18 protein-coding genes and 2 pseudogenes are annotated in these 21812 nt (G+C 46.0%); 15 read left to right on the plus strand and 5 right to left on the minus strand.

All coding sequences use genetic code 11. The features are described from left to right. Positions 1–61: 61 nt before the first annotated feature. The 5 genes and pseudogenes from mce to ACQCVE_RS00915 all read left to right on the plus strand — a co-directional run. Complete coding sequence (gene mce / locus ACQCVE_RS00895; protein ID WP_426843869.1) at positions 62–475, plus strand: methylmalonyl-CoA epimerase; 414 nt, start codon at positions 62–64, stop codon at positions 473–475. Between the two features lie 2 nt (positions 476–477). Beyond that, the gene (locus tag ACQCVE_RS00900; RefSeq protein WP_426844239.1) at positions 478–2025 is read left to right on the plus strand and encodes an acyl-CoA carboxylase subunit beta; all 1548 of its coding nucleotides are present in this window, start codon (positions 478–480) and stop codon (positions 2023–2025) included. Between the two features lie 25 nt (positions 2026–2050). Then, positions 2051–3169, plus strand: coding sequence for a tripeptidase T (locus tag ACQCVE_RS00905; RefSeq protein ID WP_426843870.1), 1119 nt, complete (start codon positions 2051–2053; stop codon positions 3167–3169). Positions 3170–3423: 254 nt separating this feature from the next. Then, the gene (locus ACQCVE_RS00910) at positions 3424–3900 is read left to right on the plus strand and encodes a chemotaxis protein CheW (protein WP_426861296.1); all 477 of its coding nucleotides are present in this window, start codon (positions 3424–3426) and stop codon (positions 3898–3900) included. Positions 3901–3910: 10 nt separating this feature from the next. Continuing rightward, positions 3911–4120: pseudogene (locus tag ACQCVE_RS00915) on the plus strand (transposase); the annotation flags it as partial. A 451-nt stretch (positions 4121–4571) separates the two neighbouring features. On the opposite strand, the gene ACQCVE_RS00920 reads toward ACQCVE_RS00915, so the two are convergent. Continuing rightward, the gene (locus ACQCVE_RS00920; RefSeq protein WP_426861298.1) at positions 4572–5015 is read right to left on the minus strand and encodes a DUF6376 family protein; all 444 of its coding nucleotides are present in this window, start codon (positions 5013–5015) and stop codon (positions 4572–4574) included. Positions 5016–5165: 150 nt separating this feature from the next. On the opposite strand from ACQCVE_RS00920, the gene ACQCVE_RS00925 reads away from it, so the two are divergent. The 4 genes from ACQCVE_RS00925 to ACQCVE_RS00940 all read left to right on the plus strand — a co-directional run bounded on the left by ACQCVE_RS00925 (position 5166) and on the right by ACQCVE_RS00940 (position 9805). Beyond that, positions 5166–6410: a DNA polymerase IV gene (locus ACQCVE_RS00925; RefSeq protein ID WP_426843873.1), complete on the plus strand. Its 1245-nt coding sequence runs from the start codon at positions 5166–5168 to the stop codon at positions 6408–6410. 118 nt (positions 6411–6528) lie between these two features. After that, complete coding sequence (gndA, locus tag ACQCVE_RS00930; RefSeq protein ID WP_426843874.1) at positions 6529–7941, plus strand: NADP-dependent phosphogluconate dehydrogenase; 1413 nt, start codon at positions 6529–6531, stop codon at positions 7939–7941. Positions 7942–8142: 201 nt separating this feature from the next. Further along, positions 8143–9000, plus strand: coding sequence for a GRP family sugar transporter (locus ACQCVE_RS00935; protein ID WP_426843875.1), 858 nt, complete (start codon positions 8143–8145; stop codon positions 8998–9000). Positions 9001–9019: 19 nt separating this feature from the next. Continuing rightward, positions 9020–9805 carry a glucose-1-dehydrogenase gene (locus tag ACQCVE_RS00940; protein ID WP_426843876.1) on the plus strand — a complete coding sequence of 262 codons (786 nt, stop codon included), beginning with the start codon at positions 9020–9022 and terminating at the stop codon, positions 9803–9805. Positions 9806–10348: 543 nt separating this feature from the next. Here the strand turns inward: ACQCVE_RS00940 and ACQCVE_RS00945 are convergent. Continuing rightward, the gene (locus tag ACQCVE_RS00945) at positions 10349–10972 is read right to left on the minus strand and encodes a cyclase family protein (RefSeq protein WP_426843877.1); all 624 of its coding nucleotides are present in this window, start codon (positions 10970–10972) and stop codon (positions 10349–10351) included. Between the two features lie 62 nt (positions 10973–11034). Then, on the minus strand, positions 11035–12543 hold the full coding sequence (zwf, locus tag ACQCVE_RS00950; RefSeq protein WP_426844240.1) for a glucose-6-phosphate dehydrogenase: 1509 nt from the start codon (positions 12541–12543) through the stop codon (positions 11035–11037). A gap of 322 nt (positions 12544–12865) precedes the next feature. Here zwf and ACQCVE_RS00955 point away from each other — a divergent pair, with 322 nt between their 5' ends. The 5 genes from ACQCVE_RS00955 (at position 12866) to ACQCVE_RS00975 (ending at position 17912) form a co-directional block, all read left to right on the plus strand. Next, the gene (locus ACQCVE_RS00955; protein WP_426861299.1) at positions 12866–13567 is read left to right on the plus strand and encodes an ABC transporter ATP-binding protein; all 702 of its coding nucleotides are present in this window, start codon (positions 12866–12868) and stop codon (positions 13565–13567) included. Beyond that, positions 13564–15816 (plus strand): FtsX-like permease family protein, encoded by a 2253-nt coding sequence (locus tag ACQCVE_RS00960; RefSeq protein ID WP_426843879.1) that lies wholly within the window; start codon positions 13564–13566, stop codon positions 15814–15816. The genes ACQCVE_RS00955 and ACQCVE_RS00960 overlap by 4 nt, the downstream gene beginning before the upstream one ends. 87 nt (positions 15817–15903) lie before the next feature. After that, positions 15904–16818 carry a ribonuclease Z gene (rnz, locus tag ACQCVE_RS00965; RefSeq protein ID WP_426861301.1) on the plus strand — a complete coding sequence of 305 codons (915 nt, stop codon included), beginning with the start codon at positions 15904–15906 and terminating at the stop codon, positions 16816–16818. A gap of 125 nt (positions 16819–16943) precedes the next feature. After that, positions 16944–17093, plus strand: coding sequence for a 50S ribosomal protein L33 (gene rpmG, locus ACQCVE_RS00970; protein WP_426843881.1), 150 nt, complete (start codon positions 16944–16946; stop codon positions 17091–17093). Between the two features lie 129 nt (positions 17094–17222). Further along, positions 17223–17912, plus strand: coding sequence for a glucosaminidase domain-containing protein (locus tag ACQCVE_RS00975; RefSeq protein WP_426843882.1), 690 nt, complete (start codon positions 17223–17225; stop codon positions 17910–17912). A gap of 390 nt (positions 17913–18302) precedes the next feature. On the opposite strand, the gene namA is transcribed toward ACQCVE_RS00975, so the two are convergent. Further along, complete coding sequence (namA, locus tag ACQCVE_RS00980; RefSeq protein ID WP_426861303.1) at positions 18303–19322, minus strand: NADPH dehydrogenase NamA; 1020 nt, start codon at positions 19320–19322, stop codon at positions 18303–18305. 155 nt (positions 19323–19477) lie between these two features. Here namA and ACQCVE_RS00985 point away from each other — a divergent pair, with 155 nt between their 5' ends. Then, entirely contained in the window at positions 19478–21115 is a 1638-nt protein-coding gene (locus tag ACQCVE_RS00985) for a M20/M25/M40 family metallo-hydrolase (protein ID WP_426843884.1), read from the plus strand. Between the two features lie 65 nt (positions 21116–21180). On the opposite strand, the pseudogene ACQCVE_RS00990 reads toward ACQCVE_RS00985, so the two are convergent. Next, positions 21181–21638 (minus strand): annotated as a pseudogene (locus ACQCVE_RS00990) (ASCH domain-containing protein). Positions 21639–21812 lie beyond the last annotated feature (174 nt).

Genomic DNA, 21812 nt, shown 5'->3' on the forward strand with positions numbered 1-21812 from the left:
GCGGCGGATTTTGGAGAATGTATGAGTGTATCCGTTTACAGAATGGGGGAGATGGAGCGTGATGAACAAAGTAGATCACATAGGGATTGCAGTAAAATCAATCAAGGATTCTGTGCCATTTTACGCGAAAACTCTTGGCATGAAGGTTTTGGGAGAAGAGGAAGTGGCTTCTCAGCTCGTAAAAGTGGCCTTTCTGGATGCGGGGAATATTAAGGTTGAACTGCTCGAACCGACTTCAGCTGACAGCCCGGTAGCAAGGTTTTTGGAAAAACGGGGTGAGGGCATTCACCATATAGCGTATAAAGTTGAAAGCATTGAAGAGCGGATTGAAGAACTGAAACACCAGGGGGTTTCCATGATTGATCATCAGCCCCGACTCGGTGCAGGAGGAGCTCATATCGCTTTTCTTCATCCTAAATCAACCGGGGGAACGCTGACAGAGCTATGCGAAAAAAAGGGGATGGATCGCAGATGAGTATGGATATTTACGACAAAATTAACGAATTATATGACCGCCGGCGTGAAATTGAGAGAGGCGGCGGGGACGATAAAATTGAAAAGCAGCATGAAAAAGGCAAGCTTACGGCAAGGGAGAGAATTGATCTTTTTGTGGATGAAGGCACATTTGTGGAGCTGAATGCGTTTATCGAGCATCGCTGCAATGATTTTGGGCTGCAGGGGAAAAAAGGGCCGGGCGATGGCGTAGTGACGGGTTATGCAAAGGTCCATGGAAGGCCGGTTTATTTATTTTCCCAGGATTTCACGGTATTTGGAGGAGCCCTGGGGGAAATGCATGCCAAAAAAATTGCAGCTGTTATGGATTTGGCAGCTCAGAATAAAACACCATTCATTGGCCTGAACGACTCCGGAGGTGCGAGAATTCAGGAGGGTGTGGTATCCTTAGATGGTTACGGACACATTTTCTACAGGAACAGCATATATTCCGGGGTGATCCCGCAGATATCTGTCGTATTGGGACCTTGTGCCGGCGGTGCTGTATATTCTCCTGCGATTACAGACTTTGTTTTTATGGTCGAGAAAACAAGCCAAATGTTTATTACAGGTCCGAAGGTCATCGAAACGGTAACCGGTGAAAAAATCAGCTCTGAAGATCTCGGAGGGGCGCACGTACATAATACAGTCAGCGGAAATGCTCACTTTTCCGGAGAAACGGAAGAAGCCGTTTTGGGTAAGGTACGGCATCTTTTAAGCTATCTTCCTCAGAATAATGAGGAAAAGCCGCCTGGCGGGCAGGAACCGGAAGGAAGCGATTACCGCCCTGATCTGACGGATCTGATCCCATTTGATGCGATCAGACCCTATGATGTGAGAACGGTGATTCATTCCATAATGGATCCTGATTCGTTTATGGAGGTTCATGAAGGGTTTGCTAAAAATATGGTCGTCGGTTTTGCAAGAATCAAAGGCAAAACAGTCGGGCTAGTATGCAATCAGCCTAAATATATGGCTGGAGGGCTTGACATCGACTCCTCCGACAAAGCTGCACGGTTTATCCGTTTTTGTGATTCCTTTAACATCCCTCTGATTACCTTTGAGGATGTTACGGGATTCTTCCCCGGCGTAAAACAGGAGCATGGCGGGATCATCCGCCACGGGGCAAAAATACTGTATGCCTATTCAGAAGCGGTCGTTCCGAAAATAACGGTTATTTTAAGGAAAGCCTACGGAGGAGCCTACGTCGCACTGAACAGCAAATCCATCGGGGCAGATCTGGTCTATGCTTGGCCGAATGCAGAAATTGCTGTGATGGGGCCTCAAGGGGCTGCGAACATTATTTTCGCCAGGGATATCCAGAACAGTGATGACCCGGAGGCGGAAAGAGCCAGGAAAATCGAAGAATACCGCGAAAAATTTGCCAATCCTTATGTAGCGGCAAGCCAGGGTATGGTCGATGATGTCATCGATCCGCGCGAAACAAGAATCAAACTGATACAGGCCCTGGATATGCTTTCAGGGAAAAATGTAACGCGTCCCTATAAAAAGCATGGGAATATTCCGCTTTAACTGAGCAGAAAACGGAGGGAACCTTATGGTAAACGAACAAAGACTCGTCGACGAATTTCTGGAACTGGTAAAAGTAGATTCTGAAACAAAATTCGAAGCAGAGATTTCCAGTGTTTTAAAGGAAAAATTTTCAAGTCTTGGCTTGAAAGTTAAGGAAGACGATACGGCCGGAAAGACAGGTCATGGAGCAGGAAATTTGATTTGCACCCTTGAAGGAACAAAAGAAGGGGCGGATCCGATTTACTTTACTTCTCATATGGATACCGTAGTGCCGGGAAAAAACATTAAGCCTTCCATTAAAGACGGCTATATTGTAACCGATGGAACGACAATTCTTGGTGCGGATGACAAAGCAGGTCTTGCTGCCATGCTTGAGGCGATCCGTATTCTAAAGGAAAAAAACATCGGGCACGGAAAAATCGAATTTGTGATAACGGCAGGTGAGGAGTCCGGGCTGGTCGGTGCAAAAGCTCTGGATCCTGAATGGATGACGGCTAAGTATGGCTATGCTTTGGACAGTGACGGCAAAGTAGGGGACATCATCGTCGCAGCTCCGACTCAGGCGAAAGTGAAGGCCACCATCAAGGGCAAAACCGCTCATGCAGGGGTTGCTCCTGAAAAAGGGGTTTCCGCTATTACGATTGCAGCAAAAGCAATCTCTAAAATGCCGCTTGGCCGTCTTGATAAGGAGACAACAGCCAACATCGGACGCTTCGAAGGAGGCACACAGACAAACATTGTGTGCGACCATGTTGATATTCTTGCAGAAGCAAGGTCCTTAGTTCCTGAAAAAATGGAAGCACAGACCGAAAAAATGAAAGCTGCATTTGAAGAAGCAGCAAAAGAGCTTGGCGGAGAGGCTGAGGTTGAGATCCAGGTAATGTACCCAGGATTTAAATTCGGCGAAGGCGACCATGTCGTTGAAGTGGCAAAGCGTGCGGCGGCGGCAATTGGCCGGGAAAGCCGATTGCTCACAAGCGGTGGCGGCAGTGATGCCAATGTTATTGCAGGAAACGGGATTCCGACCGTAAATCTTGCTGTCGGATATGAAGATATTCATACAACTAATGAAAAAATGCCGGTTGAAGAATTGGTTAAGACGGCTGAAATGGTTGTAGCAGTCATTAAAGAAGCGGCAAAATAAACGATGGAAAGCAGTGAACTCCGGATGGTTGGAGTCACTGCTTTTCTTTACTTCAGAGCTTACTTGTTTTTTGCTCTGCCAGCCTTTAGCCATGGAGATGGCTGGAGGTATGCGGTCGCCGGGTAATTTTTTAAAAATTCCCCCTATCTTTTAGCCTCAACCGAAGAGAAATTTAGTTTCAGCGGAAAGCTTTTCCAAAAAACAGATCCATAGTATGATAAGGAAGGACGAACTTTGGAAGGAGCTACCCGATAATGAAAGCCGTTATTTTTCAAATTCAGAATGAAGATTTTGGAATCCCGATTGACTATGTCGTCTCCATAGAAAAGGTACAGGATTTAAAACCGATTCCGAACCTTCCCGACTTCGTGAAAGGCATAATGCCAATCAGAGATGAACTTGTTCCGATTATGGATGTAGCTTATTTATTTACAAAAAAAGAAATAACGGACCTGGACGAGGCGAAGGTCATTACGGTCCAGGCTGAAGAATTTACAGCGGGTCTTTTAGTAGGAGAAGCAAAGGAAATCCTTGAACTGGAAGAGAACACGTTAAAGCCGCTGCCGATCGGGGCGGGAGATTCTTCTAAATGGTTCTCCTCTATTGCCATGGAAGAAAACAGACTGATTACGATTGTTAATCCGGACTCGTTTATCGGGACACTGGAAGGATTGGATGATATTAAGGCAGAATTGGAAAATGTAAGAAATGAAGAAAAAGCATCCCTTTAAGAGGATGCTTCTTGAGGAAGTCGAACATCTTCGTCATACAGACGAGAATAAAAGCATCTATGCAAAACGAAAAGAAACCATTAAACGGATTTTTGCTGATGCGAAAGAAAAGCATGGTATGCGATGGACAACATTGAGAGTGCAAGCGATGCTTACTTTTGCTGCCATGAACTTAAAGAAGATGGCAACTTGGACGCGGGTATCTGGAAAAATGGCATAATAGCATCCAAGGGAAAGGTCTGTAAAGCGAAAAAATACTTAAAAATACACAAAAAGGCATCCGGATAGAGACATCGGGATGCCTTTTGTTTATAAACTGAAGGCTTTGAACATGATTAGAGGCTTTTTTGTCTGGCGGATACTATGGCTCTCTTTTACAGCGCCACAGGGGTTTTTTTCATGGAATTAAGCGTCGATTACTGGTCCAAGCCATTTATTTCGTGTATTTAAGACGTGATGATCGCAGCTTTTCACTTATATCGGCTATTTTTTACTTATATCGGCTATTTCTGCTGGATATCGGCTATTTCTCCAATATATCGGCTATTTTTTGATTTTATCGACCGAAATGAGGCATATATCGATTTTTCGGCAGCATACGACAAAGATGCCAATTCCGGCAGACAGGCTCCAAGCCTTCACCCTGAAGCATTCCCTTTAAGTGGATGCTTTTATTTTTTCTCCTCAGAACGGTTTATCTCCCCGGCCATACTTTGTATTCCTTCGATTTGTTTTGACAAATCCGTATTGCTTTTCATATCTTCTGTATACGCGTCGTTTTCAATCGCTGTTAAGTATTCGTCGATACTGCTGAGTGCCCGGCGGTTTTTGCTGACCAGCTCCTGACGGTGTGCCATCAGCTGCTCGGGTGCTCTCATCTTATTAAATTCTTCGATTTGCTGCTTCATGCTGATCAGAATGGTTTCGAGCTCCATTCTCGCTGTCTCGCTCTCAGCTGCATCTATGAACAGGGTAGAAGTGTTCTCTGCCTGTGCGGATAATTTCCGGGCAAACATTGCCGCCTCTTCTCCATATGGAGCCGGTTTGCTTGGCATGCTGCATCCAAATAATAAAAGTGTGCTTAGTATGGAGCAGGATAAGATGAAGCCTTTCACATGGATTCCTCCGGTCAAAGTTTCTTTACCAGTCAATATTCTAGTTTTCCCTCTCTGTTCCTTTTTTATTCCTTATAAGTTTCGCAATTAATGAAAGAATCGTGTCTGTGATAAAATAAAAGAAGGACCTTAATAGGGGAAGTGAACGGAATGCAAGCGGAAGTGAAAAAAAACAGGATTATTTTTCACATCGATATGAATAGTTTTTATGCATCAGTTGAAATGGCCTATGACCCTGAGCTGAGAGGAAAGCCTGTTGCGATCGCCGGAAACGCAGAGGAACGGAAAGGAATCATTGTGACATGCTCCTACGAAGCAAGAAAATACGGAGTGAAAACAACGATGCAGCTATGGCAGGCAAAAAGGCTGTGTCCGGGTCTGATTGTAAGAAAACCTAATTTTGACCGTTACCGCCAGTCTTCAAAAGCGATGTTCGAGGTGCTTAGGGAATATACTCCACTTGTAGAGCCGGTCAGTATTGATGAAGGATACATGGACATCACAGACCAAGCCCGCGGTCGAAATCCTGTTAAAATGGCAGAAGAATTGCAGGCCCGGCTTCTGGAGGAGCTGATGCTGCCATCAAGCATCGGCATTGCCCCAAACAAATTTTTAGCGAAAATGGCGTCCAATATGAAAAAGCCTCTTGGTATAACGGTGCTCCGCAAGAGAGAGCTTGATCAGCACTTATGGCCGCTTCCGGTAGGTGCGATGCATGGAATTGGTGAAAAGACGGCAGAAAAGCTGAACAGCATCGGAATCAAAACCGTGTATGATCTTGTTCAGACAGAGGAAGGAATACTGAAGGAGCTGCTCGGGATTAATGGGGGAAGACTAAAAAAAAGAGCAGCCGGCATCGATGACCGCCCGGTGGATCCTGAATCGATCTATGATTTTAAAAGCATTGGCAATTCTTCTACATTGCCGAAGGATTCATCAAACCCAAGGGAACTGGACAAACTGATTATAGCGCTTTCAGAATCCGTCAGCAGGAGAATGAACAGGAAGAATGTCCTTGCTTCCAGATTATCAGTGATGATCCGCTACGGGAACCGTCAGACCTATACAAGAACAGCAAAGCTGAAAAATCCGGTTTCCGCTGCAGATGACATTGAAAAGGAAGCGAAAAGGATATTTTACAAGCACTGGTCGGGTGATCCCATACGCCTCCTCGGCATAACCGGAATGGATCTTCTGGATAAAGAAGAAGCAGTGAAACAGCTTGACCTATTTTCTTATGAAGAAGATGCAAAAGAGGAGCCTTTATGGAACGTGCTTGATCAGATCAATGGAAAATTTGGACAGAACACCATCAAGCGAGGGATGAAAGGCAGCTTTAAAGAAGAAAACACAAGTGGGACAAGCTTTAATAAGGACTTCCTGAGAGACCAATAGGAAATTTGTTCCCCCCGCCCTTTTTCTCCTCCCAGGCCGCTTTGCTTGAAAGCTTTAGAGAAAGTATGATATTTTCATGAATGTAATGAACCAATCGCACAGGAAAGGACGTTTTGACATGTCAAAACAGCAAATAGGAGTCATCGGTCTTGCCGTAATGGGCAAAAACCTTGCATTAAACATTGAAAGCCGCGGATATTCCGTTTCCGTTTATAACCGTTCTTCAGAAAAGACAGAGGATTTTGTCAAAGAATCCGAAGGCAAAAAGGTAACAGGTACATACAGCATAGAGGAGTTTGTACAGTCGCTGGAAACTCCCAGAAAGATTCTCCTTATGGTAAAAGCAGGTCCTGCGACGGATGCTACCATTGAAACCCTTCTTCCTTATTTAGACAAAGGCGATATTCTCATTGACGGTGGCAACACGTTTTTCAAGGATACACAGCGCAGAAATACCGAGCTTGCTGAGAGCGGAATCCATTTCATCGGCACCGGGGTTTCCGGCGGTGAAGAGGGAGCTCTTAAAGGACCTTCCATCATGCCTGGAGGACAAAAAGAAGCTCATGATCTCGTAAAACCGATTCTTGAAGCCATTTCAGCCAAAGTAGATGGAGAAGCTTGTACAACCTACATTGGTCCCGATGGGGCAGGGCACTATGTTAAAATGGTTCATAACGGAATCGAGTATGGCGATATGCAGCTGATTTCAGAAGCCTATTTCCTGTTAAAAAACGTACTTGGACTATCAGCAGAAGAGTTTCATGAAGTGTTTGCGGAGTGGAACAAGGGAGAGCTTGACAGCTATCTGATCGAAATCACTGCAGACATCTTCACAAAGAAAGATGACGATACCGGTAAACCGCTGGTAGATGTGATTCTTGACACTGCCGGCCAAAAAGGAACCGGAAAATGGACGAGCAGCAATGCTCTGGACTTGGGTGTTCCACTGCCTATCATTACAGAATCTGTATTCTCACGCTTTATCTCTGCCATGAAAGAAGAACGTGTTAAAGCGAGCCGTGTCCTATCCGGACCTGAAGCAGGGGAATACAGCGGAGATAAAGAAGAGCTGATTGAGGCAGTCCGCCAGGCGTTGTTTATGAGTAAAATCTGCTCCTATGCCCAAGGCTTCGCCCAAATGAAAGCTGCTTCAGAAGAATATGGCTGGGACCTGAAGTATGGCGAAATTGCCATGATTTTCAGAGGAGGATGCATCATCCGCGCCGCATTCCTTCAGCAGATCAAGGAAGCGTTCGACCGGGATGCCAATCTCTCCAACCTGATGCTTGATCCTTACTTCAAAGAGATTGTTGAAACGTATCAAGTATCTCTGAGAAAAACTCTTGCTGTGGCGATTGAGCGCGGAGTAGCCGTGCCTGGATTCTCAAGTGCACTTGCTTACTTTGACAGCTACCGCACAGAAGTCCTTCCTGCCAATCTTATTCAGGCACAGCGCGACTATTTCGGTGCGCATACGTATCAGCGCATTGATAAAGAAGGGGTCTTCCATACAGACTGGATGAGCAAATAATAATCATGGGACTGGCTTTTATAGCCAGCCCTTTTTTTCAATTATACTCGGGAAAACTCTGAACATAAAAGCAGGCGATTGCAGCAAACTAACATCAACGCCAGTCTAAGCTGTCTAGTATGTTTACCAATTCACGAATTGAGGAATTATAAAAAAGCACAATTAACCAACACAGTTTCGTCATAATAGGAGTCGATGAGCATGGCAGGAATTTTATTGGCATTAATCCCGGCAATAACATGGGGCAGTTTAGTATTAATCAGTGTAAAGCTTGGCGGAGACGCAAAAAGCCAGACACTTGGCATTACAGTCGGGGCCTTGATTTTCGCTATCGTTACATATTTTATTACCTTCCCTGACATTTCAGGTCTGGCATGGGGAATCGGGATTGTCTCCGGTATCATGTGGGCCATCGGCCAATTCGGACAGCTATCCAGTGTGAAATACATAGGGGTTGCAAAGACGGTACCGATTTCAACAGGGCTTCAGCTGATGGGCACGACCCTTTTTGGAGTGCTGATTTTCAAAGAGTGGGATACCCAAACAGCGATTGTTCTTGGATCAATCGCCGTAGCCTCCATCATTGCCGGAGTGATTCTGACTTCGGTCGGACAAAAAGCAGAGGATGAAGAAGACAAAAAGCACTTAAAACGGGGGCTTCTCATCCTGCTGATTTCTTCACTTGGCTATATTGGATATGTCGTTATCATCCGTCAGTTTAATATCGACGGGTGGGCTGCAATCCTTCCGCAGGGAATTGGAATGGTGGCGGGGGCGCTTGTCCTCACGTTTAAAAGCAAGCCATTTAATAAGTACGCAGTCCGGAACATCCTGACAGGTGTATGGTGGTCAGCAGGTAACCTCGGACTTCTTCTTTCCCTCCCGCTGATCGGAGTAGCCACAAGCTTCTCTCTTTCTCAAACCGGAATCGTCATCTCTACATTGGGAGGACTTTTCCTGCTTAAAGAAAAATCAACAAAAAAACAGATTGTCTTTGTCATCATTGGCTGTCTGCTTATTATCGCGGGCGGCGTATTGCTTGGATACACGAAAAGCTAAAGAATGGAGCTGAAGAGCTATGTTTAAAGATTTAGAAGGAAAAGTGGTCGTAGTAACCGGAGCAAGCTCAGGTCTTGGACGTGCCATTGCCAAACGGTTTGGCGAAGAAAAGGCCAAAGTGGTCATTAACTATTACAAAAGCGAAGGCAAATCAGATGAACTGATCGGCGAAATTAAGGAAGCAGGCGGAGAAGCAGTCAAGGTCCAGGGAGATGTGTCAAAGGAAGAGGATGTTAAGAAAATCATCCAATTTGCCATTGACACCTACGGAACTTTGGATGTTCTGGTTAATAATGCGGGCATCCAAAACGAAGTTCCAACAGAAGACTTATCCATTGAGGATTGGAATAAAGTGATATCCACGAACCTTACAGGAATCTTTGTGGGCTGCAGGGAAGCCATTGACTACATGCTTGAAAACAATATCAAGGGAAGCATTATCAATATGTCTTCCGTGCACCAGATCATTCCCTGGCCGCATTTTGCTCATTATGCTGCATCCAAAGGCGGAATTAAAATGCTGAGCGAAACCTTGGCACTCGAATTTGCACCACATGGGATCCGTGTGAACTGTCTCGCTCCAGGAGCCATCAATACACCGATTAATAAAGAAAAATTCAGCGATCCCGCTGCGAAAGAGGAAGTGCTGAAAATGATTCCTCTCGGCAAGATCGGTGAGCCGGAGGAAGTAGCAGCCGCTGCAGTTTGGCTCGCTTCTAAAGAGGCAAGCTACGTGACAGGTACGACGCTTTATATCGATGGAGGGATGTCAAACTATCCAAGCTTTCAGGCAGGAAAAGGGTAAGCTTTAGCGTTAATAAAAAAGTGTTCAGAGAGGCTCTGAGCACTTTTTTTATTTTAGGGCTGGAAGCGGAAAGCGCAGCTTTGCCTCCGGCCTTCACTGAGCTAAAGCATTAACCTCTGTCCCCTTCCTGTCTGACACCATGCAGGGCAAGGGATGAGAGAGTCTTCTCTCCGTCCCCGATATAGCCGCAAAAAGGGGTCGGAGGCTGCCTCCGACCCTGATTATGTCTGCTGGTTTTCCTGCGTCCCCATGGCATCAAAGGAGTTGGGGGAGTAAGGATAAGAAGTCACTTCCTCCCGCCCCCGGCGCTTTACCGCAACAGGGACCGGAGGCGCACGAGTCTTGTGCGGACCGTAAAAGCTGAATGGATCTGATGAACCCCGGAAAGTGAAAATCCATTGAGCACCATTATGCATCGCTTATAAATCTGCTTAATGCCAGACCGTTCTATCACATCCAAGCAGACTTTAATTTAGCGCGGAAGAACACGTGAGCAAGAACCTGAAAAAAGAAGGTGCCGATTAAAAACCGGCACCCTCTCTCTTATTCCGCCTTCAAACCTTCAAACAGCATGATTCTTGCAGGTGCTGCGTCTTTCCCTAAAATTTTAAGCGGAGCTGCCACCATAAAGTAACTGCCCTCGGGGACTTCTTTTAAACGAAGTCCCTCGATAATAATCACTTCATGCTTGAAAAGTGTTTTGTGTGTAGGATGGCCTTCCTGGCTGCGCTCGACACCTAATGCGTCGATTCCAACCCCTCTTACGCCTGTTTCCGCTAAGTGCCTGGCTGCACATTCAGCTACAAAAATAAAATCAAAATTGAACTCGTCTTCAAGGGAGTTTTTTGTTTTGAACAGGACAAAGTCTCCCTTTTTTATATCAAGGTGTTCAATGTCCTCTTTGCGGATCCGGTCTTCTGCCCCTGTAAGGTCGAACACTTTTGCTTCTCCTACTAAATCGTTAAGAGAAATGGATTCCATTGTCTCTCCTTCAACAATCATGTGAAGAGGGGAGTCGACATGGGTGCCGGTATGGAGGTCCATGGCGATCCGCGTTTCTGTTACGTAGCCATTTGTGGCTGTGTTTAACACAGGCTGCTTTTCTTCCTTGTTTTTGTAAACCGGCATCCCTTCAAAAATCGGTGCCGAAACGTCATACATTTTCATCGTGCAGGTTCCCCCTTTAGTATTGGATAAAACGCCCTGCAGAACAGGGCGCTGAATCTGGATTATTCGGTATCGGTAACAGGCCACCAGTGGAAGCCGTCTTTGGCAAGCAGTTCGTCCGATGCGTCAGGCCCCATTGTGCCGGATGCGTAATTCGGGAATTCTGCTGCCACCTTTGACCAGGCTTTGGCGATTGTATCGACATAGCTCCAAGTCAAAGCGACTTCATCCCAATGGGTAAAGTTGGTCGCGTCCCCATGCAGGCAGTCATCAAACAGTTTTTCATAAGCTTCCGGAGTATTAATGCCGTCGATGCAATTGTTGCAGTAATCAAGCTTGATTGGACGGGCGTAAGATCCGTCGCCCGTTTTCTTCGCATTTAGATGCAGCGTGATGCCCTCGTCCGGCTGAATGTTGATAACGAGAAGATTCGGGTGCATGCTGTCTCCATTGTTATAGTAGAGATTCATTGGAATATCTTTAAACTGGACGACAATCTTTGTTGATTTAGCCGGCATGCGTTTCCCAGTCCGGATATAAATCGGCGTTCCTGCCCAGCGGAAATTATCAATCGTCAGTTTTCCTGCAACAAAGGTTTCGGTATTTGAATTCGGATCGACATTGCTTTCCTCTCGGTAGCCTGGTACATTTTCGTTCCGGATGCTGCCTTTTCCATATTGGCCGCGTACAAAGTAGTCAGATACTTCATTTTCGTTCAGCGGACGAAGAGCGCGAAGAACCTTTACCTTTTCGCTGCGGATCTCTTCATCGGTCAATTTGATCGGCGGTTCCATTGCCAATAATGCAACCATCTGAAGAATATGGTTCTGCACCATATCCTTAAGAGCACCGGAGGACTCATAATAACGTCCGCGGTCTTCTACTCCAAGCCATTCGCTGGATGTAATCTGAATATTGGCGATATAGCGGTTGTTCCAAAGCGGTTCAAAAATAGCATTCGCGAACCGGATTACTTCGATATTCTGGACCATGGCCTTCCCAAGGTAGTGATCGATGCGGTAAATCTGATCTTCGGAAAAAGCGGCGCGGATTTCATTGTTCAGCTTTTGGGCACTCGGAAGGTCGGTTCCGAATGGTTTTTCTATAACAAGACGGCTCCATCCCTCAGTGGAGGTGAGCCCTTCGTTTTTCAGGTTCATGGCAATAGTGCCGAAAAATTCAGGCGCCATGGCCATATAGAACATCCGGTTGCCCGGTATATCGTATGTATGATCAAGTTTTTCAAGCAGTCCTTTTAATTCTGTGTAGGACCCCGGGTTGGTTACGTCGAAAGGATGGTAGTGAAAATGAGTAAGAAATTCCTCCATGCCTTCATGCTCCGGAACATTGCTCTCAATGGAGGCATTAACATTCTGGCGGAATTCTTCATTCGACCATGGTCTCCGGCCAACTCCGACCACGGCGAATTCATTGCCGATCCGGCCGCTTTTTAAAAGACGGTAGATGGAAGGATAAAGTTTGCGCTTAGCCAGGTCGCCCGTCGCTCCAAAAATAACAATTACGGCTTTTGGGTTAAATTCTGTATTCACGTTAAAGACCTCACTTTTCATATAGTCAAGTGCCAGTTCTTTGGCTTTGTCACGATTCCGAATAAGCATGCAGATGCTCTAAAAAAAGGTCCCGTACAGATTCTTAATTTTAAAGCTTCATTCCGGTTAAAGCAAACATTTGAGCCAGGTTTCCTTTCATTAGTATAGACACCCTGGGAAAAAACATTAATCCTGATCTTGTTTCACCTTTTTTTTCCATAAAAGATTTATTTATAAAAATATGAAATATATATATTAAATCATTTCATAAATTTCCTTGAAGGAGTATAATACATATTGAAATAAAAACATCCAAATAGTTCATAAATTAGGGGGGTTACACATGAGTATCGTCTTTAAAAATGTTCAGAAAACCTATATCTCAGGGGATCATACCGTGTTTGCGCTTCAGAACGTCTCTTTAGAGGTCCAGGAGGGTGAGCTTGCAGTCATATTGGGGCCTTCAGGCTCCGGAAAATCAACTCTATTAAATGTTGCGGGAGGAATTGACACGTCTGACAGCGGGGAAGTCATGGCGGGTGTCTTTAACCTCCATACGCTGAATGAGAAGCAGCTGACCTCTTACCGCAGAGAAATGGCGGGTTTTATTTTTCAGTCCTATAACCTTCTCCCTGCTCTTACGGTTGAGGAAAATGTAGAAATCGGAAAAGAAATCAGCAAAAACCCGTTATCTATAGATGAGATCCTGGAGCGTACGGGGATGCTGGATAAGAGAAACAAGCTTCCTCATCAGCTGAGCGGGGGGGAGCAGCAGAGAACCGCAATTGCAAGGGCTCTCGTGAAAAATCCAAAGCTGCTGTTCTGCGATGAACCGACAGGAGCTCTGGATGAAGGAACCGGCAAAAAGATTCTTGGTTTGCTGCAGGAAATCAATCAAAAGTACGGGACTACCGTTTTTATCATCACCCATAACCCCGGTATTGCTGACATGGCAGATAAGGTCATTAAGATGAAAAGCGGGAAGATTGCCGATATCACTCAAAACGATCAGCCGATTGCAGCCGAAAAGGTAAAATGGGTATGAAACTAATTAAAAATGTTTGGAGAACCTTGAAAAGCAGCGCTTTGGAGCTGGCAGGTACGGTTGCACTGGCAGCCCTGGCGATTATGCTATATGTCATGCTTTCTGCCTCAATGACGGCCGTTTCTGAGAGCGCAGCCCGTTTTCAGGAGGAGTACAATCAGGAGGATCTGCAATTTCAGACAGCCGAACCTTTGAGTGCGGAAGCGGTAAAGAAACTGGAACAAACCTATAAGATAGAAGTGAATAAGCGGAGCTATTTGGACATTCAGGTTAAGGAGGGCGTGACATTACGGCTTCTTTCATTGACCCGGTCTATAAACCGTCCGTACGCCGCAGAAGGAGACCTTCCCAAGACGGATGAGGAAATTGCTCTTGCCAAGCAATTTGCTGATGCGCATTCCATTAAGCCTGGTGATATTGTTGAAGCGGGTGGCACCAGTTATCACGTCACCGGCACCGTTTTTCTTCCAGATTATATTTACCCTTTGAAATCAGAGTCGGATATCATTCAGGATCCTGAATCTTTTGGTGCTGCAATTGTTTCTGAGGAGGCAATTTCTGCTCAGTCCTCAAGCCCTCCAATCTATTACACTGCGGTATACGGCGAAGAACCGTTAAATGAAAAACAGCTGAAGAAAGCCATCACCGCTGAAGCTCCGCTTATAAAGTGGCTGACCCGAGATGAAAACCCGAGGATTGCGTTTTTGGAATCAAAGATGGAGTCTGCAGCATCCATAACCGGGGTGGTTCCGGTATTTATTCTTATTCTGGCGATGGCAATGGTCATGCTTGTCGTAAAAAGAAGGCTGGAGCTTCAGCGTAAACAAATAGGTACTCTGATGGCGTTAGGATATTACCGCAGAGAAGTAGCCGGTGCTTATATGCTGTTCCCGGTCCTGGCCGGACTCGCTGGAACAGCAGCAGGAGGAGCGGCAGGGTGGGCGCTTGCTGTGCCGCTTACCGGCTATTACACGGAATATTTTAATTTGCCGATTTTGGAGGCTGTCCGGCTGGGTCCTGTCCAATTTGTTCTTGCTTGTGTGCTGCCGGTTTTCCTATTGAGCGCAGGCGGATTTTGGACCATTTGGAAGACCGTGTCTGCCAGACCGCTGACTCTGCTCAAGCCTTTTTCAGGCACCAAAAAAGCAAGGGGGCGGATCACCCTCAAGAAAGCACCGTTTAAAACGAGATTCCGTTTCAAGATGCTTACACGAAACCCTTCAAAGGCTGTCATTATGCTATTGGGCATTATGTCTTCAGCTATCCTTGTATCCTATGGGTTTCTCATGATGAACTCAGCTTCTGATCTTATCGGCAAAACCTATCAGGAAGCATACCGCTTTAACTACACCGTGTACTATGCGGCTCCGCAGTCAGACCAGCCCTCTAAAGAAAACTTTTCCCTTTTTGGAGCTGATGCAGAGGCAGTAAACGGTGAAAAAATCAATGGCAAGCCGATTCAGATAGTTGGGATGGAACCGGAGAGCGAACGGATGAACCTTGAGGATGAAGCGGGAGTGAAGCTTAACACAAGCCTTGAAGATGGAATTATCCTTTCCAAAGCACTCGCTATGTCCCTTGATGCAAAGCCCGGGGATAAATTGACATTTTCACCGGAGGGGGCTTCAGAAAACATCACGTATTCTGTTGCCGGTGTTGCAGAATTGTACATTGGAGAATCCATTTATATGAACAAAGCCGATGCTAATCAGATAATGGGTCTTCCGGGATCCTCCTACACCGGCGAATGGACGATGAAAGCGCCGGATGAGAAGGATAAATCCATTTTGAGGATCGATGATAAGCAGATGTCGCAGAAAAGCTTTGAAACCCTGCTTGGTCCCACTCAATATTCAGCAGGGATTATCAGTATATTTGCGTTCATCATTGGCTTTATCATGATCAGCCTTATCACCGGTCTCATGGTGGACGAAAGCGCTCAAACCATTTCGCTATTAAAAGTGATGGGGTATGAGGATAAAGAGATATCCTCGATGCTCCTGGACATCTATATACCTGTTGTCGTGCTTGGTTATGCCCTTGGAGTGCCGGCAGCGGTCCTGTCGATTGATTCTATTATGAAGTCCGCGGCCGATTCAGCTGGATTTGCTCTGCCGGTGGCAGCGAGTCCCTTCATGATTGCAGGCAGTCTTGCAATCATCCTGCTGACCTATTGGATTTCGCTTCAGTTTTCGAAGAGAAAACTGAAGCGGGTCTCCCTGCAGGAAGTGCTGAAAATGCAGGAATAAAGAAGAGGAGCATGCATAGCCGGTTGTGCATGCTTCTTTTTTTCATGTATTCTAAGAAGAGAGCATTACAAATAGGAGGATTACACGGTGAACGTATTATTCTTAGGAACAGGTGCAGGCGTACCGTCCAAGCAGAGAAATGTCTCTTCCACCGCACTGGAGCTGCTGGAAGAGCGGGGAACGGTGTGGCTGTTTGACTGCGGAGAAGGGACCCAGCATCAAATCCTGCACACGACGTTAAAGCCCCGCAAAATCGAAAAAATCTTCATAACCCATATGCACGGGGATCACATATTTGGCCTTCCGGGTCTTCTTGGCAGCCGGTCCTTTCAAGGTGGAGAGGATCCGCTAAAAATTTATGGACCTAAGGGAATTGCTCAATTTGTAAAGGCTGCACTTTCCCACAGCCAAACCAATCTCCGCTACCCGATTGAAGTGATCGAAGGAGAAGGGGGAACAGTTTTCGAAGACGGCCAGTTTATTGTTGAAGCCATCCTGCTTGAGCACGGGCTGTCAAGCTACGGCTACAGAATTATTGAAAAAGATAAACCAGGCACGCTCATGGCAGATCGCCTAATGGCAGCGGGAATTAAACCAGGCCCTGCTTACCAGGCCCTTAAGGAAGGCGGCACGATTAAACTCGAGGACGGCACCCTTATTCGCGGAGCTGATTATTTGGGAGCTCCCAAGAAAGGAAGGGTAATAGCGATCGCAGGAGACACAAGAAGCTGCCCTCAGCTCACAGCCCTCGCTGAAGATGCAGATGTTCTCATTCATGAGGCCACTTTCAGCGGGGACGATGAAAGGCTCGCCTATGAATACTACCACTCCACTACGATTCAGGCAGCAGAGCTTGCCAGGGAAAATAGAGTGAAGCAGCTCATTTTGACGCACATTAGCGCGAGGTATCAGGGAGAGCAAGTGGACATGCTTCTGAATGAAGCTCAGAAAGTCTTTCCGGATACGCGGCTTGCTGAGGATTTATTGAGAATTGAAATCTGATGATCTGTTACTTAAAAAAGCCATTATGCGGGGCAAACATGATTGACAGTCTCTCGACTTGCAGGTAGAATATAAATAAATCGTAATTATTACGTTTTATATATTTGAACACTGGAGGGACTATCATGCGAGTAAACATTACGCTGGCCTGCACTGAATCGGGCGACAGAAATTATATCACAACGAAAAACAAGCGAAACAATCCGGACAGAATTGAAATGAAAAAGTACTGCCCGAGATTAAAACGCGTCACGCTGCACAGAGAAACCAAATAATTCTAAGTAAGAGGCTTGCCATAAAAAGGGCATGGCCTCTTTTTGATTTCCCCGTACAAGTATCCATACCATTTCCGCAAATGTGCTTATGATGTAGTATCTTTTTTTATTCTGAAAGGAGAACCGTTTGTGGAAAACTTTATCGACCTCGTGCTTCCTTATGTACTGAAAGTGCAAAAAGAAGAAAACATTGCTGCCTCTGTGCTCCTTGCCCAATCAATTTTGGAAACCGGCTGGGGCGAAAGCTATTTAGCCAAAACCGCCTTTAACTTATTTGGTATTAAAGGCTCTTATAAAGGTCAGTCCCTCGTTGTGAGAACGATTGAATATATAGAAGGAGAAGAACGTGTGGTTTCTTCATCCTTTAAGCGCTATCCGTCCTGGTATGAGTCATTTAAAGATTTGGTCGAATTTTATAAAAGAGGGACTAGATACGCGCCGATCTTTGCCGAAACGGACTATAAAAAAGCCTGTGCTGCGCTTCAGCAGGCAGGGTATGCAAGTGATCCAAACTATGCCAATAAACTGATCGGCATCATCGAAAGAAACGGTCTTTCCAAATATGACCGGATGAGCGAGTCCCCGCCGCCGCCTTCTGCCGTCAATCCATATCCCGGAGAGCTAATAAAAAAAGGCTCCAAGGGAGTTCTCGTCCAGCAGGTTCAAAAGCAGTTGAACATGCACAAGTTCAAATTAGCGGAAGACGGGGTTTTTGGCTCGAAAACAGAGAGGGCAGTCAGGACGTTTCAGCAGATGAAGGGGCTGTCTTCGGATGGAATAGTCGGCCCGAAAACATGGAGCGCCCTTTTTGCCAATTAGCTCTTACAGGTTAACAAACAAGCCCTGCTCTTCAGGATGTACACGCAGAGGTGCTGTCAGGTAAATAGATCGACTGGAAAAATGGTTGCTGAATTGCCTATGCCGCCTGAAGGGGAAAATTGCCGCCGGAATGATCATGGATGCAGGAAGTCGGCGATACAATTGAGAATCGCCCTTAAAACTGAAAAATCGAAGATAGGCTGTACAAATCGCAAATAAACCTGTATCACGAAGACCAAGGGGCAGCTGTGCCCCCTTTCTTGAACCGAAAGCTTATTTAAGCAGAATCGAAAACAGGCTTGGAGATTGTTCTCCAAGCCTGTTTGCAGGTTAATTAGCCTTGCAGTTATGCCGTATCGTTTGCCCCTTGTTCAACGGGATGGCTCCTCGTTATTTCCAGCCCCGCTCATATTGCACCGGTGGCTCAATAGACGTTCCCAGCTGCTTCGCTGCAGTTCGCGGCCAATATGGATCCCGGAGAAGCTCGCGGGCTACAAAAATCAAATCAGCACGCTCGCTTCTAAGAATTTCTTCAGCCTGTAATCCGTGTGTGATCATCCCGACCGCACCTGTCGGAATGCCTGCTTCGCTGCGGATTTTGTCTGCGAAAGGGACCTGATAGCCGGGATAAACAGGAATATCCGCCGGTACAAGTGCTCCGGAGCTTACATCAATCAGGTCAACTCCCTGCTCCCGCATCCATTTTGCGAACTCAACATGATCATCCGGGGTTAAGCCGTCCGGATGATAATCCGTCGCTGAAATCCGTACAAATATCGGCCCTGTCCAGACTTCTTTTACCGTTTCAATCACTTCTCTTAAAAAGCGGTAGCGGTTTTCAGCAGACCCGCCATACTCATCATCCCGATGGTTGGAAAGCGGAGATAAAAATTGATTGATCAAATAGCCGTGAGCGCCGTGCAGCTCGATAATATCAAAGCCTGCTTCTTTCGAACGGCGTGCTCCTTCACGAAAAGCCTGAATGGTTTCGCTGATTTTTTCTTTTGTCATAGCGACTGGTTTTTTTGAATTTTCATTAAAAGCGAGAGCGGTCGGTGCTGTGATCTCTTCTTTCAGGACCGCTTTCCGGCCTGCATGGGCAAGCTGGATGGCAGCCGCAGATCCGTAGCTTTTGATTTCCTTTACAAGGCTTTTAAGATCTGCTATATGGTCATCGCTCCAAATTCCTAAATCATTTGGAGAAATTCGGCCCTGAGGAGTTACGGCTGATGCTTCGAGCATGATCAGTCCGGTTTGTCCGGCCGCTCTGCTTACATAGTGAGTCCGGTGAAAGCTTTCAAGTTTGCCATCTTCATTCATGGAAGAATACATGCACATTGGAGACATCACAATCCGGTTCTTCAGCTCTACATTTTTTATTCTATATGGCTCGAATAATTTTCGATTCAAGATTTTCGCCTCCGTTAAATAAATTCAAAAAAAGTATACCAGCGTACAATCAGCAAGTCACCCAATCTGCCCTCTGGAAGATTTTCTTCTGCAGTGTATTGAAAGATTCGGGGATTTCTATACAATGGATTCAAATGGGGATTGGAGGGGACTGCATGAAATCATTATGGCAATCAAAAGAACAGCTGACCGAACTGCTGGCAAAATTAGTGGAATACGATAGTGTAACCGGTACCCCTGGAGAAGCTTCGTTTCCGGAATATGTTCAGTATTTGCTGAATCAGACGGAATATTTCACCCGTAATCCAGATTTTTTAACTCTTCATCCTCTTAAAGACGGCAGGCGTTTTTTATCAGCTCTTGTAAAAGGGTCATCCAATCATACGCTTGTATTGCTCAGCCACTTTGACACGGTGGATGTTATTGATTACGGGGAGCTTCGCCACCTCGCTTTCAGGCCGTATGAGCTGACAGATACGTTAAAGGAAAAGCAGGAATGGCTTCCTGATGCGGTTCAGCAGGATTTAGCAAGCGGTGATTGGCTTTTCGGCAGAGGAACGATGGATATGAAGGCTGGTCTGGCGGTTCAGATGGGGGTTCTTGAAAAGGCAATGAACGGAGAGTTCAAAGGAAACCTGCTGCTTCTTACCGTGCCGGACGAAGAGGTCAATTCAGAAGGAATGCTTGAGGCCGTTCATGCTTTGAACGAACTGAAAAAGCAACATTCTCTCGACTACACAGCCTGTATTAATTCTGAGCCCATGTTTACGAAATACCCGAATGATCCAGATTATTACTTATATACAGGTTCAATAGGAAAAGTACTCGCAGGGTTTCTTTGCTATGGAAAGGAAACCCATGTAGGAGAGCCTTTTTCCGGATTAAACGCCAATCTGATGGTGTCAAAAATCAGTGAACAGCTTGAGTTGAACACCGATTTTTGTGAGACATTAGAGGGGGAAACGACCCCTCCGCCCACAAGTCTTATGCAAAAGGATCTGAAGGAGGAATACTCCGTTCAAATCCCGCACATTTCTGTCGCGCTGTTTAATGTGCTGACGATGCGGCGGCCGCTTGAAAAGCTGCATCAGATGCTTATGGCTTCAGCTGAGGCAGCCGCTAAAGAGATCGAAGAGCACTATATGGAGAGAGCGCGTGTGTTTTCGGAAAAAGTACACTACAAGCCGGAACCTTTCTCTGTTAAAACTGTCAGCTATGATGAACTGTTCAGGCATGCAGTTGAAAAAGCAGGGCTCCAGGAGGTCGAGCGAAGAATTGCGAATTTAGAGACAGCCGCAGCCGGTGAATTGGACAGCCGTCAGCAAGCCATCCGCATTGTTGCTGAATTGGCCGGGCTGTGCAAGGAGCAGTCCCCCATGATTGTCCTTTTCTACGGACCGCCATTTTATCCGGCAGTTTCATCAAACGAAGATCCAATGATTACCCATATAGCTGATTATGTCTCAAATTTGGCCAAAGAGGACCACGGCATCAATTTAAAACGCCAGGTGTATTTTCAAGGCCTCTCTGATCTGAGCTTCCTGCAGCTGAATGATACAGAAGAATCTCTGGAAAAATTGACTGGAAGCATGCCCGTGTATGGAAGAGGCTACTCCCTTCCGGCTAAGGAAATAAAAGATCTCAGTTTGCCGGTCATCAACATTGGTCCTATGGGGCGAGACGCCCATCAATGGACAGAGCGTCTCTATCTGCCCTATTCTTTCGGACAGCTGCCTGCCATTCTGGAAAAAAGCATCCATGAATTTTTCAGATGGACCGGAAAGGAGAATTGAAAAACAATGCCTTCGGGTAAACAGGCGGTAAAAAAACCCGGAATGCCAGGCAGGCGCTCCGGGTTTCATTTTTTTTTAGGTGATTTGCTGTTTACTAACTCAAAACGCTCACAGACCAGCATCATATCTTCCGAATATTGCAGTCCTAGCGCCTGTAGCTCTTTCATGAAAAATTCTTCGTGGACTTCTTTCCAATATCGGTATGTTCGGTCGCCTTCTCCGGCTGCATATTCCTCAGCAACCTCATTCATGGGCATGATTTCTACAGCTGTTGTTTTGATAATCGCCATAGGTTCATCTTTACTATTTAAATGATGCTGTAATCTTCAGCAGAAGGGAGCGGCTCGTGTTCAATTTCGTAGAAAACCAGTCCTGAACAAGTGGCCGATTTTACGCCATCTATTACTAATTGAGCTAATTGGTCTGGATCGGCTCCGAATTGAGAGGACTTTACTTGTTTTGGTTTTTCCTGGCCTTGAGATTTCCAAAACTTCTCCAAGTACATTTGCGATGCTTTATTCATAGGTTTTCTCTCCTTAATAAAATAGCTCTGTTAAACTAGGCTGTTGATTTCCGCTGCAGGCGTTCGCTTATCCTTGGGCTGGCGGTGAGCCTCCTCCTCGCTTCGCGGCTGCAGGGTCTCACCTGTCCCGCTGTTCTTAGCTCGGAGTCTCACGCCTTCCGCTCCAATCAACAG

The organism is Metabacillus sp. 113a (assembly GCF_050107635.1).
In the GTDB taxonomy this organism is placed as follows: Bacteria; Bacillota; Bacilli; order Bacillales; family Bacillaceae; genus Metabacillus_B.

Bases quoted from the DNA above. Each gene is read 5' to 3' on its own strand.
- ACQCVE_RS00955 (WP_426861299.1), top strand. From the start codon at position 12,866: ATGAGTATCGTCTTTAAAAATGTTCAGAAAACCTATATCTCAGGGGAT.
- ACQCVE_RS00940 (WP_426843876.1), top strand. From the start codon at position 9,020: ATGTTTAAAGATTTAGAAGGAAAAGTGGTCGTAGTAACCGGAGCAAGC.
- ACQCVE_RS00985 (WP_426843884.1), top strand. From the start codon at position 19,478: ATGAAATCATTATGGCAATCAAAAGAACAGCTGACCGAACTGCTGGCA.
- ACQCVE_RS00910 (WP_426861296.1), top strand. From the start codon at position 3,424: ATGAAAGCCGTTATTTTTCAAATTCAGAATGAAGATTTTGGAATCCCG.
- gndA (WP_426843874.1), top strand. From the start codon at position 6,529: ATGTCAAAACAGCAAATAGGAGTCATCGGTCTTGCCGTAATGGGCAAA.
- ACQCVE_RS00960 (WP_426843879.1), top strand. From the start codon at position 13,564: ATGAAACTAATTAAAAATGTTTGGAGAACCTTGAAAAGCAGCGCTTTG.
- ACQCVE_RS00925 (WP_426843873.1), top strand. From the start codon at position 5,166: ATGCAAGCGGAAGTGAAAAAAAACAGGATTATTTTTCACATCGATATG.
- zwf (WP_426844240.1), bottom strand. From the start codon at position 12,543: ATGAAAAGTGAGGTCTTTAACGTGAATACAGAATTTAACCCAAAAGCC.
- ACQCVE_RS00905 (WP_426843870.1), top strand. From the start codon at position 2,051: ATGGTAAACGAACAAAGACTCGTCGACGAATTTCTGGAACTGGTAAAA.
- ACQCVE_RS00935 (WP_426843875.1), top strand. From the start codon at position 8,143: ATGGCAGGAATTTTATTGGCATTAATCCCGGCAATAACATGGGGCAGT.
- ACQCVE_RS00900 (WP_426844239.1), top strand. From the start codon at position 478: ATGGATATTTACGACAAAATTAACGAATTATATGACCGCCGGCGTGAA.
- rpmG (WP_426843881.1), top strand. From the start codon at position 16,944: ATGCGAGTAAACATTACGCTGGCCTGCACTGAATCGGGCGACAGAAAT.
- ACQCVE_RS00945 (WP_426843877.1), bottom strand. From the start codon at position 10,972: ATGAAAATGTATGACGTTTCGGCACCGATTTTTGAAGGGATGCCGGTT.
- mce (WP_426843869.1), top strand. From the start codon at position 62: ATGAACAAAGTAGATCACATAGGGATTGCAGTAAAATCAATCAAGGAT.